The sequence below is a fragment of the Ancylomarina subtilis genome (assembly GCF_004217115.1).
Lineage (GTDB): Bacteria > Bacteroidota > Bacteroidia > Bacteroidales > Marinifilaceae > Ancylomarina > Ancylomarina subtilis.
Window position 1 is genome coordinate 618,950 of record NZ_SHKN01000001.1, and the last position, 16,457, is coordinate 635,406.

At 34.9% G+C, this 16,457-nt stretch carries 13 protein-coding genes; 3 read left to right on the top strand and 10 right to left on the bottom strand.

Going from position 1 to position 16,457, the window contains the following annotated elements; translation table 11 throughout:
* Positions 1 to 162: 162 nt before the first annotated feature.
* The 7 genes from EV201_RS02595 to EV201_RS02625 all read right to left on the bottom strand — a co-directional run bounded on the left by EV201_RS02595 (position 163) and on the right by EV201_RS02625 (position 8,890).
* Positions 163 to 4,275 (bottom strand): NACHT domain-containing protein, encoded by a 4,113-nt coding sequence (locus tag EV201_RS02595; protein ID WP_130305840.1) that lies wholly within the window; start codon positions 4,273 to 4,275, stop codon positions 163 to 165.
* Position 4,276: 1 nt separating this feature from the next.
* Positions 4,277 to 5,299, bottom strand: a complete 1,023-nt coding sequence (locus EV201_RS02600; protein WP_130305841.1) for a radical SAM protein — start codon at positions 5,297 to 5,299, stop codon at positions 4,277 to 4,279.
* Positions 5,300 to 5,692 carry a hypothetical protein gene (locus EV201_RS02605; RefSeq protein ID WP_130305842.1) on the bottom strand — a complete coding sequence of 131 codons (393 nt, stop codon included), beginning with the start codon at positions 5,690 to 5,692 and terminating at the stop codon, positions 5,300 to 5,302.
* 11 nt (positions 5,693 to 5,703) lie between these two features.
* The gene (locus EV201_RS02610; protein WP_130305843.1) at positions 5,704 to 6,096 is read right to left on the bottom strand and encodes a hypothetical protein; all 393 of its coding nucleotides are present in this window, start codon (positions 6,094 to 6,096) and stop codon (positions 5,704 to 5,706) included.
* A 339-nt stretch (positions 6,097 to 6,435) separates the two neighbouring features.
* Positions 6,436 to 7,008: a hypothetical protein gene (locus tag EV201_RS02615; RefSeq protein WP_130305844.1), complete on the bottom strand. Its 573-nt coding sequence runs from the start codon at positions 7,006 to 7,008 to the stop codon at positions 6,436 to 6,438.
* 2 nt (positions 7,009 to 7,010) lie between these two features.
* Positions 7,011 to 7,481, bottom strand: coding sequence for a hypothetical protein (locus EV201_RS02620; RefSeq protein ID WP_130305845.1), 471 nt, complete (start codon positions 7,479 to 7,481; stop codon positions 7,011 to 7,013).
* A 485-nt stretch (positions 7,482 to 7,966) separates the two neighbouring features.
* The gene (locus EV201_RS02625) at positions 7,967 to 8,890 is read right to left on the bottom strand and encodes a carboxypeptidase-like regulatory domain-containing protein (RefSeq protein ID WP_130305846.1); all 924 of its coding nucleotides are present in this window, start codon (positions 8,888 to 8,890) and stop codon (positions 7,967 to 7,969) included.
* Positions 8,891 to 10,259: 1,369 nt separating this feature from the next.
* Here EV201_RS02625 and EV201_RS02630 point away from each other — a divergent pair.
* Positions 10,260 to 11,471: an L-serine ammonia-lyase gene (locus EV201_RS02630; RefSeq protein WP_130305847.1), complete on the top strand. Its 1,212-nt coding sequence runs from the start codon at positions 10,260 to 10,262 to the stop codon at positions 11,469 to 11,471.
* Between the two features lie 182 nt (positions 11,472 to 11,653).
* A complete protein-coding gene (locus tag EV201_RS02635; RefSeq protein ID WP_130305848.1) occupies positions 11,654 to 11,923 on the top strand; it encodes a hypothetical protein in 270 nt (89 codons plus the stop codon).
* 7 nt (positions 11,924 to 11,930) lie between these two features.
* Here the strand turns inward: EV201_RS02635 and EV201_RS02640 are convergent, their stop codons facing one another.
* Positions 11,931 to 12,356: a DUF3592 domain-containing protein gene (locus EV201_RS02640; RefSeq protein WP_130305849.1), complete on the bottom strand. Its 426-nt coding sequence runs from the start codon at positions 12,354 to 12,356 to the stop codon at positions 11,931 to 11,933.
* A 74-nt stretch (positions 12,357 to 12,430) separates the two neighbouring features.
* A complete protein-coding gene (locus tag EV201_RS02645) occupies positions 12,431 to 13,591 on the bottom strand; it encodes an iron-containing alcohol dehydrogenase (RefSeq protein ID WP_130305850.1) in 1,161 nt (386 codons plus the stop codon).
* Positions 13,592 to 13,874: 283 nt separating this feature from the next.
* On the opposite strand from EV201_RS02645, the gene EV201_RS02650 reads away from it, so the two are divergent.
* A complete protein-coding gene (locus tag EV201_RS02650) occupies positions 13,875 to 15,488 on the top strand; it encodes a dipeptidase (RefSeq protein ID WP_130305851.1) in 1,614 nt (537 codons plus the stop codon).
* A 70-nt stretch (positions 15,489 to 15,558) separates the two neighbouring features.
* Here EV201_RS02650 and EV201_RS02655 read toward each other — a convergent pair whose 3' ends face one another.
* On the bottom strand, positions 15,559 to 16,278 hold the full coding sequence (locus EV201_RS02655) for a protein-L-isoaspartate(D-aspartate) O-methyltransferase (RefSeq protein ID WP_130305852.1): 720 nt from the start codon (positions 16,276 to 16,278) through the stop codon (positions 15,559 to 15,561).
* Positions 16,279 to 16,457: the final 179 nt, after the last annotated feature.

Below are 16,457 nucleotides of genomic sequence, written 5' to 3' on the forward strand. Positions count from 1 at the left end.
CAGAGCACTAGCTACAAGCTCCCGCTAGCGGGGGTTTTAACTATTGTTTTTCAACACCTTACACTCTTAACTTAATGACATTGAGCTCGCGCTAGCGGAGGCATGCTCTTTAAGCAAATTTGGATGTACGGAAGGTATGAGCGTTTGCTTAATGTGCATGACCTATTTCTTTGTAAAATCTGAATAAATAGTAATTGATTTAGTATCTTTATATGAAGGATCTAACTTCTTGTCTTGATGAATTCCAAATTCTCCATATTTAGCAATGAATTTATTCCAGATTAAATCATGATTATTTTCCTTAAGATATTTATCAAGTACTGTTCGTTCTATAAAAAGGAATTCAGAATTATTTGTTTTATAATACTTTGTGACAGGCTTTTCATTTTTGTCAATATGAGATAATTCTTCAATTTTAAAATCTAATTCCATTTTTTTTGCAATCATAGAATCCAGAAATACGAAATTCGGATTTTGATATCTGTCGCTAGTCCACGAAGACCAAGAATAGGAATTTACTAAGGGATAATACTCAGAATCTAATATATTTGATTCTTCATGATTAGATTCTTTAATGCTTCCGAACATATCATCAAATCCATCCTCATCTTCTTCATCTAAATATTCAATCTCTTCTTCGCATTCAACAAGATTTCTCCAAGGAATTTCACCTCCAAACATTTGACTTTGTCCCTCTGATCTATGAATATATCTTGATTGAAATGTTTCAAGAATTTCTTTTTTGAATTCTGAATTAAACCCATATGTACTAATGCTAATTGTAATATAAGTGTTATTTTCTTCGTTTTTTTGATTCATTGATGCGTAAAGGAGAACCATTTCATTTTTCTCGAAAAAAGGAATGTTTATATATTCTTCTTTTAATAACTCCGAAGCATCTTCGAGAATCCAATTCTGAATATTTTCATTATATGCTGGCAAAAAGCAATCATTTATAATTTGTATTTTACTAGTAACTGAGGGAAATGTGGGATCATAGAAAATATATGAAAAACGAAGTGCGTCTTTGTATTCAGGTTTGATTTGATTATTTAGTAAGAGAAAACCTGCTAACTCTAAATAAGCAGTATAAAGATATTTTTCATCATATTTCGTTACTTGCTCAGAAACTTCTTCTCTACGATATTTATTGTCTTCTGCTATTTTTGCTTCTATGGAAGAGTACAAATCCTTGGTATAACCATTCTGTTTGATTCTCTCATATATAAAACTAATAATTTCAGCTCTTGAATATTTACTTATGCTGCCATAGGAATGTTTTGAAAGAGATACAATTTGAAATTTTATAAAGTCATAATCCATCATCTCATAAGACCAAAAGAAGTCATCTCCTTCATTTTTCTTGATTAGTTCTTTGTTCAGAACCCAAACTTCGTCTTTATTTCTATATATAACATTATTATCATACTCTATTCCAAAATATGATAAACCAAATTCAAATATCGTTTGAATATAGTCCAATATTGCAATATGATTTGTAGTATTTTTTATTAGAAAATCCTCTTGTAAAAAGTGTTTAACTGTTTCAGTAAAATCTCTGTTTTTTAATCTAAGAACAACACCTGTTAACGCACAAATAAGGGATTCAAGAATAAAGCTATCATTTACAATAATAAAACGTTTAGCTAGCTTTATTATATTATCAGGATATATCAGACCCAATTGCATTAATGCTTTTGTAGCTTCATTTCGTAATAATTTATCTGAACTACCTGTTAAAAGCAAAACGAAAAGTAAAACATTGTCTTTGGAGTGTCCAGTGTCTTTAATGTTTTTTACTATCCATTTTAATTTTGATTGTAACTTATAAGAATCCTTTCTTATGAGCTCATTCCAAAATATATCAACCTCATACTGATTAAGTTTTAAGAAAATTGTTGTTATAATGTCAAAGGAGTTGAAAGTATTTCTTTGGACAACATCATCATATAGTTTCTGAAATAAACTATTATATGATTCAGATCCTAAGTTAATGCTTTCAATAAACCTAACAAACTTATCTTTATCAGCTTGTGTAGATGAAAGCAATTCGATATTCCCAATACTTTCTAAAATAATTGATTCCTCAGTAATCACTTCATAAATCTGCTTATTCGTTTTTAATGGAAGCAGATAAGAAATTGATTTTAAAATATCTTCATGTAAAGGATGTCGCTTTGTTTTATCATCACAAAATAGTTTCTCTTTTGCCTCTAGAGATTGTAATTTTTCAATTATTAAAGGAATAGATTTATTATTAAAAAAGACTGATTTAGCTATTTGATACCCTCCAACTAGATCATAAGTAAATTGAATCAATTCATCCTCATTATTTAAATCACGTTGAAAACAGAGTCCTTCATCAATTAAATTAAATGACAACTCTTCTTCAAAAAGAGGATAAAAATCAGAGAATTGAATTTCTCTCTTATTGTTATTCCAAAGTAATTGACCAATTTCCTGCAACCCCTTTTCTAATTTTGATTTTCGTATTGCATTAACGGCGCGTTCTTTTTTTGATATTTTTTTAATCAAATCAAGAATATAGCTTTCTATGCTTTCAATAATAGAATATAGGTTTATATCCAAGCTAACCTTTCCTTTGTTTACATCACAAAATATTTTTAGCCTTAGAGGATTTTCAAATAAAGTAATATCATAAGGCTTTGAACTTGGTTTAATAGCGTATTTCTCGAAATACTTTTCAACAGCATTATAAATATTCTTATCCGTAAAACCCTTTAAATAGACAAAGTTTTCAACTTCTTTATACGATTCTTTATCAAATATTTGCTGTATATATTCTCTTTTTTCCCTGCATGTTGTAATTAAGATAATGTTAGAAAACTTTCTTACATCGTTGATAATTGAATATAACTCATTATACCATATTTCACCCGCTGATGGATAACTTTCATTTAGACCATCAATAATAATGGGAACTTTACAATTATATGTTTCTCCCAATATATCTATTGCTCCAAGGAAGTCTTTAAATGAATAAGATCCTTCCAAATCAAGTAGCTGAATTATCCTTTGTTTAGGAGTTATCGAGTTACGGAATGAGCTACCTAATAAAAGCAGAGTAGGGTGTTCATGTTTTAGAAGGTTGTAACTGATTGAACATGCAAAGTGTGTTTTGCCATACCCTGCAGCTCCAAAAACATGAGCGTCATTAGAGAGTATTCTTACAACAGTTTTCAGCAGTGAATTGTCTTTTTTACTACCAATTAATAAATCAGAAATGTTATTCACGCTTTGAATCATAAATTCCACCCAATCTATATCTTGATAGTTTATTTTATTCTTATCTGATTTTTTGAATATTTCCTTTAAATGTATATTAAGTTGTTTTCTTTCAGATTCACTATTTTGAATAAAACTATCTATTGCTGTTTTACTTTGCTTTGCAAAATCGTAGACATCAGGAGAATCGGCATTAATAGCATTAACTTCATTTATTAAAACAAGGTGTTTTGAATAGTAATTTCTTGTCAAGTTGACAACTTCACTAGATAAATCACGGAATTCATCAGTTTTAATCCTATAATCCCTATTAATATCATCTATAACATCGTCTAGGAGTTTTATGTAAATATTAACATCTGCTCTAGCTTTATCAGGATAAATAGAATTAAGCAGATTTAATTCCCCCTCTTCTTTGATATGCAGATCAACATCAAATTTTCTTTCCAACTGTTTTAGATTAGTTCTTGTCAAGTTGGTTAAAAAATCCTTGCTAATAAGTTTAGTGTTAAAATATAAATTGAAAATTGAACTAAATCCCTCAGGATTGGAATGAAAAATTGATTCAAATATGTCTTTATGCCAATGAGATATGGAAATGTCATTTTTTATTGATTTTACATCTTCTAGAAATGAATCCCAAGAAGGTTTTGATTTTGTTTTTGTGTTAGAGAACTTACCTGGTGTGCATACAATCCAATGAGTTAGTTTCTCTTTATATTCTAATGTTTTTTCTAATCCCTTTACTAATTCATTTCTATGCTTAGAATCTAATGGTGAATTATCTTCATCTTTTTTGTTTAACCAGAATTTTGCCTGCCATCCGATTATGTCTCCAGCTTTTGCGTCTAATTCATCACAGTCTTTAGTCAATTGTAAATAGAATTCAGAGCCTGGAGTATTATAGTAAGATTCAAAAACTCCATAGCCTTTATATTTTTTTGTTGCTATTTGGAAACAAAAAGACTCAAAACTTAATTCCTTGGAAGAACTATTTTGTTCTAGCTGATGCCACGATATATCCTTCATATTAATTTTTATAACACGTTGTTATTTCAGGAAAATATGGACAACTTCCTTTACAGTTAATTTTAGCATTGCATTCCTGATTGCAAGTATTTGTAATGCGAGTTCTGAAGTTATCAAACTTATTATTCCATATGGTATAAAAGTCAAATTCCTTAAGACTATAACTATCCCTATTGTTTGAAAATGAACAAGGTGAAACCCTTAAATTTTCATCAATGTAGACAGAGAAATATCCAACTTCACAAGAATCTATAAAGTCAATATTAGTTTTAGTGAATCTCATTAACATAGGTACAAAACAAGCATCAAAACCAATATTGCAACTAGCACCATTGTTATCTACCAATTCAAGAAATTTAACTAGACTAGAATCATTTACTAAAACAAGTTCAGAGTTTCCTCTCCCTGAAGGTTTAAATGTTAGAAATATTATTGCATTGACTCCCTTTAGTTTATTGTTATAGTCTCCTTCTAAAATTTGGATTGCTTGTTTTATATTACTTCTATCAATAACATAATGAATGTTTGTTCGAATGCCTCCTTTTATTAAAAGTTGAATCTTTGAATTATCAATGTCATGCATGTTATTTAATGATATTGCAACCGCACCAACTTTCCCTTTTATCCTGTCGACTATTGTTTGGGTAATATTTTCCCCATTTGTAGTAAAATTAGGAACTAGGTTAAATTGTCTAGTAATATCTAAGATCTCAAAAATTTCAGGATGTTCTAAAGGTTCTCCTCCTCCTAAAGCAACTTGAAAAACATTACCATACTTTTTATGATTAAGACTTGACAAAACAAACTTATAATCATCAAGTGACATAAAGGAATGATTTGGCTTACTATCACGATAACAATAGTCACATCCCTTACTACAATGATTGGAAATAGAAATATCAACTAATTCAGGAACTGGTGCAAAAGTTGGGTCATCTTCAAAAGTTTTTCCCCATCGAAAGGTCATTCCTGATTCTTGATCAGCAATAAAATTATAATCACCTATGTGTCTTCTAATCTTCATTTAATATTGATCAACTTGAGTTATACCAAAACCTCTAATCTCTCCTAATTTCCCATTTAATATGTATTCTCCTCGAATATAGTTCCATAGTTCTTCATCGTCGATATTGGTAAAATCAAGTTCTCTATTTTCATGTTTTAGTAATTCTTTATCTATTGTAACTCCATCATCATCATTAAATTGCAGCTTTTTTACATATATTTCCTCTTCTTCGAGAAAGGTTCTTGTACCATTATCAAGCATGTAAACTTTAAGAGTATTTCTTATAGTTTTATGCTCATTCGCTACTGAATCACCATACCATCTTTCAAAGACTTCAACAATTTTCTTATGCATGGTAATAATGAAGCTCACAGAACTACTATTGGTAACAAAGTCAGTGCGTATTTTCATAGTTATTAATTTTATAAAGAGGTGTCAACTTTTGTAACACCAAAACCTTCAACATCACTTATTCTATTTCTCGCGATAAATTCACCATAGATTAATGCCCATATATCTTTCTCTTCAAAAACAGAAAAGTCTATTTCGTCGTAAGGCTTATCATATGAATCTGCAAACATGCAATCTCCACCATCTTCGAACTTAAAGTGCTTAGTATATATCTCTACTCCTTCTAACATTACTCTTGTGCCCTTTTCTTCCAATTCTTCTTTAAGAATTTTAACTGCTCTTTTTTTTCCTGTGTCAAATTTTTCTTCAAAAGTATTTAAGAACCTATTTAGCATACTTAAGTTCATCGTAACAATGAAACTTACAGAACTACTATTAGTCACAAAATCTGTCCGAATTTTCATAATATTAAACTTCTATTTTATTTATGAGCGTCTGCAAAATTTGGCTCTTTTACAAGCTGAAGCATCTGCTTGTGTGTCGGAGCTTGCAAATGTGCCAAATGTGCGCTGGCTGTCTTTTTTCAATGAACGCCAACGGTCTTGCTAAGTTGCGTGGGCGATTTTGAAGAATTTCCCTTTCAAACCGCTAATTAAGCAAGCCGAATAATTTTACATTTATAATATTTAGGCAAGACAAAGTTATTTGGCTTGCTGGTGTTTATTTATTGCACAAAACTTCCAAACTCCTCGCCACCGCCCATGACAATTTAGCTTTTGTTACCTGCTGGGCGTTTGCACATTTTATATTTCTCCAGCCTGTTTTAATTCTTCTCTTGCTTCTGCAGTCAAAATTATGCTCATAATATTAACATTTTTCGAATCATTGTATCCAAGTTCTTTTCGCAATTCCTTCATGAATTTATCGCCATCTTTTAGAATATTAAATGTTTGTTGGTTTTTCTGACTATTCACGAGTTTGGAATCAAAGTCTATATATTTTCTTATTAATCTATCGCTTCCCCAATTCATCAATCCCTTCTTAAATAAAAGCATTTCTTCTTCAGCTTTCCGAGAAAGTCCATTTTGTCCTTTTTTGATTTTGAAAAGCATCTCAAAATATGAATTATAAAAATGTTCAAAGACCTTTTGTTTCTCTTTCAAAATATGTAATTCATATTCTCTTTCTTTTGCTTTCTTATTATTTATACTCACGGTCAAAACAGACGTAAATGCAGCAACAATTATCGCAACAATTCCTAAAATTGAAATCTTAGACTGCAAATCATCGATATAGAAAATTCCCCAAATAAGAAATCCAATTAAGAGTAGAAATAGAAAAAGCATCCAAAATTTAGAAAATATATCTTTTTTCATTTTTATTTATGAGTTAAACTATATTTAGGTGACGTTTTTTTATTATTAAATTCTGGCAAGCATCCAAAATTGTCAACATATTCAGCAAAACAATCGTATTCAAATTTTGCGACTTCTCCCATTATTCTCAGATCATTTGGGGCATTTGATTTTACATCACATTCAAATGAACAAACTGAAACGTAAAGCTTATCCACAAGCTCCTGATAATTTTCATATTGAAATCTAAATCTGTCAGCTCCACCATGTCCATTTTTCCCAATGATTGTATTATCAAATTGTTTTAAACGTCCTTTTAAACCCGCTTTTGAATTTGTCATTCCAACATAAGTAATTTTCGGAATCCATTCAAAATCTTGTTCTGACAAAACTGTTTCTGATATTGCAATGCAATAAATTCCCGGATATTTAATTCCACTTATAGAATTTCTATCATCCCATTTTGTCCATTGTGAAAATTTTTTATCTATCATTCTGTTCTCTTTCTTCGCCTTGCAGGTAACTTATTTATGTATTCACAAAACCTGACCTACATTTCCTTATATAGGATGTATTGTGCTGGTTTGTTGTCTTCTATTATTTTTCAAAATAATAGAGCCTATCAAATTTATGAAAAACATGTGGCAAACAATAAAATAGAGCAAAGCAAATTAACTGGCTTACATAAAATAGAATAAGTCTACATTGCTATAATGTTCTTGTACATTAAGCCCCTTAAGGGCTTTGGGGTTAATGAACATAAGCACTGAAGCGTAATTGAGGGTCTCACTTATTTTTTGTGAGGCTCTCAATACGGCGCATCTCGACTCCGCTCGATGCCCGGCAACTCACACATAAAAAAAGCTGTGGCTCTCACCCCACAGCTTAGGTCTGTCTGTTTAAAAAGAAACCTCCAAGTTTTTTTAAACAGGCAGATGTTTCAACAATTATGGCCACTGTCGAAAGTTTTTAGCAAGTCTTAGGCAGGCTGCGTTTGCTCAACAGGAAGTGCCTCCATTTGTAAGTTCAGCTTCAGTTTTTCGGGCGCATACCGACTAATGGGCACATAAAGTGTCTTGTAATCCATATTCTCCACTCTCAACTGGTATTTACCCGATGGAATGCTCTTAAACCTGAAGGTGCCAGTTTGTGTGATGTTGGCCTTCATATCGAGTTCCTCAAGCCAAGCCGTACCATATGCAATAGGCTTGCCCGTTGCAGCATCGGTGATATAGCCCAGCAGGTCGTACGAATGATGAGCCGGTCTGCTAACTTTACGCAAGGAAAAATACTGGCTTACAAATTCGGGATAACTTGCCCTAAGATTCTCAATTCTACGATCCAGCTTATTATTCAACAGGCTATTAATCTCTTTCTTTAAGCTGGAAAATCCCTTTTTATCATCTTTTTTTGCATCCTTCCGAATGATGAGTTCCTCTAGTTTTTGAAGAAAAGAGGTGAAATCGGTTTCCAGGCTCACCAGTTTAGCCTCGCTCACCCCATAAGGCGCTAATTCATCGAGATGTTTCCGACTAAGGCTTATGACCTGTTTGGTATAGCTTATAAACTTAATCTCAGACATTCGGCCTAATTCGGCTTGGGAAACAAGCACTTTTTCGAACATGGAAGTATCCGAAAGACTATCAGCCAAACACTGTAAGGCATTAGAAAAAATTAAAACCTGTGAAATAACAGACTCTCTAATGGCATTTTTTTCTTCAACCAACCAGCTCAGAGACTCATCCATTCTATTGGAATAACTTAATAAAGATGCCAATAAACCTGAAAAAGATTCTGCTTCAGCTTTCGTTGTCACATCGGTTTCGTAATAAGTTTTATTCTTAACCAACAGTTGGTCGGTAGCGATGTACGAATTTACTTTTAAACTATCATACGTATTCATATTAATTGGGTTTTAGGCAGTACAAATAAATCGAGAGCATATGAAAAACAGGGCACTGCCTTAGATTGGATTATACTGCATGATTAACAATTGAATTGTTCGTATCGCACAAACAGTTCAGTTATATGAAGGATAGCCTAATTGATGAAGATCTTGTTTCATGGGGCTTCCAGCCATTTTCCTGGTCCTTATCAATCTTCATTTTCGTCTTCACTTTAAGTTTGTCAAGCGGCTCATCATTTCAATATTCACCTCTTGATTGTATTCGATTTACCTGTTAAAACATGGCGTGTAGCAGTTCTCGAATCCTTTATAGCAGTTTCCGAATTCTATATAGCAGCTTCCGAATTCGATATAGCAATTTCCGAATCCTTTATAGCAGTTTCCGAATTCATTATAGCTCTTAAAACATCGTGTGTAGCTGTTTCCGAAAACTGTATAGCTGACTTTGTAAGCCATGCAGCGATCACTTCGAATCGTTTTTAAAGCAAAGTAGTACGTTCTTTTTTAGAATTAAATAATTCTCTAATCGTAGATGGCTGACAGCGAAGGTTCCGATTGATATCGGTATCGTGGTGAGAGTTTCAGTCAATACAAAATACGTTTTGTTTATATTCAGAATCAACTTACAGTCAAAAAAACAAGGTTTATGATCTGTAATCCAGTACGCCTTGGAGGTTAAACCGTGACACTAAGTTAAGGATAAATCTCTTTAATATTCAATCATCAACTCAACTAATCATACAAATATTATCACTGGTCCTCGAAAATCATGCGTTCACAACAAATCAAATGCACTGTAATTATTAGGCTTTCATGCACAAATCATCAAACGATTTTTTTTTTGCGACATTTAAATTTTTACACCAGAGTTTTTTATTAATAAAGATAGATATCACTATTAGAGAGTGAAAAGTAAAAGTGTGTTTTTATGTATTGTTTAATCAAACGAAAAAACAAACTCACCTTAAATCATCTGAATAAATGATTTAACATGAGGCTTTCTTCGAACTATCTTTTTACTACCTTTGCGGCGTTGGCTGGTTTTATATTTCTTCTTATCGGGGTGTGAGTTATTCTATAATCTCGATCCAATGGCATTCCCGGCTGGAAGACAATATAAGGCAGTGGATAGATACCTGAAACTAAAAACGAATATTGGCTTATGCTGGTGTTCGTTTTTTTTGTTGACAGGATTTTTAGACTTGCTACAATAGCCTTAGTTTACCGAATGTGTTTACTCAATTATAAAGGATTTAAATCAGGATGATGTTTCAGATCTAACAACCATCACAAAATATCACAATGAGGGCATCCATATAACAGAATTTCTTACATTTGCCGGAAACATTAAATACTTCAAACAATCATGCAATCATTAAGAGAACTCTACAAAATAGGTTATGGCCCATCAAGCAGTCATACCATTGCTCCGGGGCGAGCAGCTAAAATGTTTATCGACAAGCATCCCACCATCAAAAGCTTTCGTGTGACCCTTTATGGAAGCCTTGCCGCTACCGGTGTTGGTCACGGGACCGATAAGGTGATTGAAACCGTTATTAAGCCTTTGGATGTTGAAATCATCTGGAAACCTGATGTTGAATTACCCCTTCACCCCAACGGTTTACTTTTTGAGGCCATTGAAGGCGATAAGGCTATTGACGCCTGGGAGGTTTATTCTGTTGGTGGTGGCGATTTACGCGACAACACAGGTCTTTTAAACGATGCCAGTCAGGTTTATAAACTAACCACCATGAATGATATTCTCGCCTGGTGTGTTGAAGAGGGACGTTCGTTTTGGGAGTATGTTGAGTTTTGTGAAGGCAAAGAAATCTGGTCTTTCCTTGAGGATGTTTGGGAAGTGATGAAGGATTCAATCGCACGTGGCCTGGAAGAAGAAGGTGTTTTGCCCGGCACTTTGCGTATTGCCCGCAAGGCTGGCTCCTATTACATCCGTTCCAAAACAACAACCGGGTCAACCGGTAATATTGGACTTATTTTTGCAGCAGCCCTGGCTGTGGCCGAAGAAAATGCAGCCAGTGGTAAAGTGGTAACCGCTCCAACCTGTGGGGCTTCGGGTGTTGTTCCTGCCGTCCTTTATTTCCTTAAGGTCGATCAGGAATACAGCGATAAACGAATTATTCGTGGCCTGGCAACCGCTGGTCTTATTGGAAATATTGTAAAAACCAATGGTTCTATTTCAGGTGCAGAAGTGGGCTGTCAGGGTGAGCTGGGAACAGCATGTGCCATGGCTGCCGGTGCTGCGGCACAAATTATGGGTGGTACGCCCAAGCAGGTTGAGTATGCTGCCGAAATGGGCTTTGAACACAATCTGGGGCTGACCTGCGATCCTGTTGATGGTTATGTACAGATTCCGTGTATCGAACGGAATGCCTTTATCTCTCAAAAAGCGAGAGAATGTGCGGTTTATTCTCTTTTCTCTGACGGTTCGCATAAGGTATCCTTCGATCAGGTGGTTGAAACGATGATGCAAACAGGAAAAGATTTGCAATCGAAATATCGGGAAACCAGCTTGGGTGGCTTGGCAAGAATTGTAAGGCCTGTCATCAAAAAAGGCTAACTATATTGTAAAAAGAAGAGGCATTGAAAATCTCATTTCAATGCCTTTCTTTTATGATCTTTATATCTTTTTAACATTTCAATCGGCCATATGTCTCTAAAAAACACTACATTGCGTACCGAATTGTAAAAATCAACTCATCCTACAGTTAGATTTTAAAACAATAATACCAATAGAGGCGTATGAATTCGAAGAAATTGATTGGTTACATTTTAATGACTTTAGCAGGTATCACCTTCATCCTTTACCTAAGCTTTCCCTTCTTTAACCTACCTACTGAAAACAAATTACTGATCATTGCAGGCACCTATATTGTCAATAAGGTCTTTTTCTATTCAGCCTTATATCTTCTCGGCAAACAAATCATTGTAAAAGTCGCATCTTATCTTCCCACTTGGGCTGAAAGACTGGTCTTTCGTTTGCTGAAAGTTCAAAAAGTCACAGCAAATTAATCATCGCCTATTCTAATGACTTCTTCTTATTTGTATTAGAAGAACGGGTGTATTGGGGTTTCCCTTTCAGGAAGCTCAAATAAAAGGCATTCCATAAAATAAGGAGTACCAAAGCCAGAATAGTGTACCACTGACTCAAAAAACCAGACACCGAATAGATAATCGCTGCAGAGGGTTTGTCTTTGGCGTAAATAAGCTCCAACTGTTTCCCAATGGGGTAATCCGCATTCTCGGGTCCTTGTATTTTGTAGGTCTTATCCCCTACTTTATACGTAATGATGGGATACGTTTCGTAGAATAACTGCTGCTTGATCTCTTTAATATCCACCACAGTCCCCTGGCAGCGTTTTCCATTACTGATTAAATCCCAATTGCCATAAATGGGTGCCATTATAATTAAAAGGTTGATGAATAAGTAGCGGAATTGTTTCATTGGGGAAAGTGTTGGTTAGACTGTTTGTTGAAAAAAGAGCTCACATCCTCAGATGCAAGCTCTCCACATGTTTTTTATAATCTATCTAGCAAAATCTTTTCTGCATCTTCAATTTTCACATCAGGTAGCATGCCAATAGAAGGCAGTTGCCTGTCTGTAAATCGTTTGATAATGGTATCAATGGTATCCTTTCCTACATTGTGCTGACTCAAACGAGTTTGAATACCAATTCGATTGAAAAAGTCCTCCGTTTTCACGATGGCCATTGCTTTTCTCTCCTCCTCACTTCCTTCGGTAATATTCCAGACTCTCTCAGCATATTGCAATAGCTTTACGCTTCGTTTATCCTTCAGATGAGTCATCAATCCAGGAAGAACAATAGCTAAAGTGACCGCGTGATCAATACCATGAAAAGCAGTCAACTCGTGCCCCATCATATGAGTTGCCCAGTCGCTTTGTACGCCGGCACCAATCAATCCATTCAGAGCCATTGTTGCAGCCCACATCACATTGGCATACTCGTCATAATTTGGCGTTTCAGAATTGTAAGCCTTTGTGCCTTCTTCAATTAAAGTCATCAATAAACCCTCTGCAAAACGATCCTGAACGGGTGAATTCACCGGATAAGTCAGATATTGTTCCATCACGTGAACAAAGGCATCAGCAATTCCATTCGAAATTTGTCTCTTTGGAAGCGAATAGGTCACCTCCGGATCTAAAATTGAAAATTTTGGGAACAATAAAGGCGAACCAAAAGCAAGCTTCTCTTTGGTAGCCACTTTTGTAATAACCCCACCGCTATTCATTTCAGAACCCGTCGCTGCAAGCGTTAAAACAGCACCCAAATCAATTGCTGACTCAATACGTGCTCGCTTTGCCAAAATATCCCAGGCATCTTCGCCTTTATAACATGATGCCGCAGCTATAAATTTCGTCCCGTCAAGAACCGAACCGCCACCAACGGCTAATAAAAAGTCAATCTTTTCGGCTTTTACGACTTCAACAGCTTTCATCAGAGTTTCAAAATGCGGATTGGGCTCAATGCCTCCAAACTCTTTTACATTATAGCCTTCCAAAGCAGCCATCACCTGATCGTAAACACCATTTTTCTTGATGCTTCCTCCTCCAAAAGTGACTAAAACATTAGCTTTTGCGGGGATATGTTTCTTTAATTCTGAAATTTTCCCTTTTCCAAAAAGAATCTTAACGGGATTGTAAAAATCGAAATTATTCATAATCTGTCTTTTATATTATTTTGTTATGAAATGACTCATGAAAATTTAAGTCTTCAAGTTAAGTTTAATTTCAAATAATTAAAAACAATATGTAAGACTTAAGCATTATTTAACAGCTTCAGGTTTTCAGATCCTTTTAATCAAAAAAAATCTGTCTATAAACATTGCATTTATCATGAAATAGCAAGTGTAAAAAAACTATATTGGGCATCTGAATTTTCACACAGTACAACCCATGCTAGAAATAGCAATTAAAACCAATATTAAACCTTTTAAACAACACATGAAAAAAACATTTTTATTAGCCCTTATGAGCTTCAGTATTGCTCTGCAGTTTACTCATGCTCAAGGCGTATTAGAACAAAAAAACGATCCGTTTTTTGGAGAAAGCTGTACCAGTATCATGGTCGGAAAAAAAGCAACAACTGATGGTTCAGTTATCACCAGTCATACCTGCGACGGACGTTACCGCACCTGGTTGACCATAGAGAATGCACAAAAATTTGACAAAAAAGCCACTCATAAAGTCTACAAAGGGACTTTGAAAACTGAAACAGCCTGGGATCAAAGAAATGTCAAGCTTGTGGGTGAAATTGATGAAGCAAAATCGACTTTTGCCTACTTAAATACCGCTTACCCATGTCTTAACGAAAAACAACTCGCTATAGGAGAAACAACTATTGTAGGTCCTGAAGAGTTGGTTAACGATAAGGGTATGTTTCTGATCGAAGAATTGGAACGAATTGCCCTGCAACGTTGCACAACGGCTCGCGATGCGATTAAATTGATCGGTAAACTGATTAAAAAGCACGGTTATGGCGATTGGGGTGAATGTATCACCATTGCCGACAAGAAAGAAGTTTGGCAACTGGAGATCTTTGGTGAAGGTCCTGATAAAATTGGTGGCGTTTGGGCTGCACAGCGTATTCCTGATGACCACGTGGGTATTTCTGCGAATATTTCACGAATTGGGAAGTTAGATCTTAAGAATGATGACTATTTTATGGCTTCAGACAATGTCTTTGATGCAGCTAAACGTTTGAAACGTTGGGATGGCAAAAAGGAATTCAAATTCTGGGAAGTCTATGGTGGCGTTGAGAAACCTTTTAACATTCGTGAATTTTTCGTATTAAGTCACTTTGCTCCTTCGCTGAATCTTGATTATGACGCTAAAGAGTTGCCTTTTTCAGTGAAACCTGAAAAGAAAATCTCTGTGAATGACGTGATGGCCATGTACAGAGAAACCTATGAGGGTACAAAATACGACATGACTCAGAACCTTAAGGTGATCAAGAAAAAATACAATGACAAAAAAGAAGTGATTGGTCAGGATACGGTGATTGCTCCCAATGCACATCCGTGGCCAACCGGAAACACACGTAACTTAAGTAATTTCCTAAAAGAAGGAACAATTGAATACCAACGTACTGTTGCTGTATCATGGTGTTCATATTCGTTTGTAACACAATTGAGAGATTGGTTACCTGATGAAGTTGGCGGTGTAGCTTGGTTCTCATTTGACAATCCAGGTCAAAGTCCACGTATTCCTATTTACGCAGGAAGCACTGAATTACCTGAAGCATTCAATTACTGCGGACAAAAACGTTTCCGTGCTGATGCCGCTATTTGGGCTTACCGCAAGGCCAACAAATTGGCAACAGTTGCATGGCAAACCACACGTGAAGAAATGATGGCTGATGTTGCACACTTTGAAAGCAAAGGTCTTGAAGATGGTGCAGTGCTTGAAAATAAGATTTCTAAACTTATTGAGGCTGGTCAGAAAGATGAAGCTCGTCAGCTTCTGAATCAATACACCAGAGACTTCACCGGAGCCACAATGCTTCGATGGAAAGAATTAGAAAACAAGTACTGGGGAAAATTTGGCTTGGGATTCTAAGCTCAACTCCTTATAAGATAAAGGCTCGTGCTATCATAGAACGAGCCTTTATTATTTAAGTCTGTCTGGTTTAATATTCTCTGCCCTTTTCATCAATCATAGGCACAAAACGAACCGGAATCACATCTTTCCGAACAAGTTCTCCATCTATTTTTTTCAAAAGAACCAAACTTTTTACATTCTTGGCACCAATTGGAATCACCAGATTACCATTTTCGCCCAATTGATCAATTAAAGGCTGTGGAATCTTACTTGGCGAACAGGTTACAATAATTGCATCATATGGCGCATGTTCCTCCCATCCCATATAACCATCTCCCCATTTTAAATGTAAGTTATCATAATTTAATGATTCGATGGTCGATTTTGCTTTTAGAGCCAGGCCTTCAACAATTTCAATACTATACACCTCTTTACACAACTCACCCAAGATAGCTGCCTGATACCCCGACCCGGTTCCAATCTCTAAAACCTTACTGTCAGGATTGATATCCAATAATTGGGTCATGATACCAACAATATAGGGCTGAGATATGGTTTGTCCAAAGCCAATAGGAAGTGGAGAATCTGAATAAGCTAAATGACGAAATTGACTCGGGACAAATAAATGACGCTCAACCTTTTGCATGGCCTTAATGACATTCTTATCGTTAATGCCACGAGCTGCAATTTGTTCCTTCACCATTTTATGTCGCAACTGCTTGTAATTCATCTTTTGAGCTCCGGCCTCTCCATTTTGTCCAAACATACTGACCAAAATCAAGAAGCTTATTAATAGATATTTGTTCATTATTTCCCTTTTTATAGGAAATAAAGTTACAATAATATCTGAGATAAATATTATACTCAATACACTTTAGAGCTATATAAGATCAAGCTTTCTTAAATATTATATTTAGTATATAAAAAAAGAGTTACTGGTAGAACCAATAACTCTTTAATATTTTCATAAAATATTAACCCAAAATA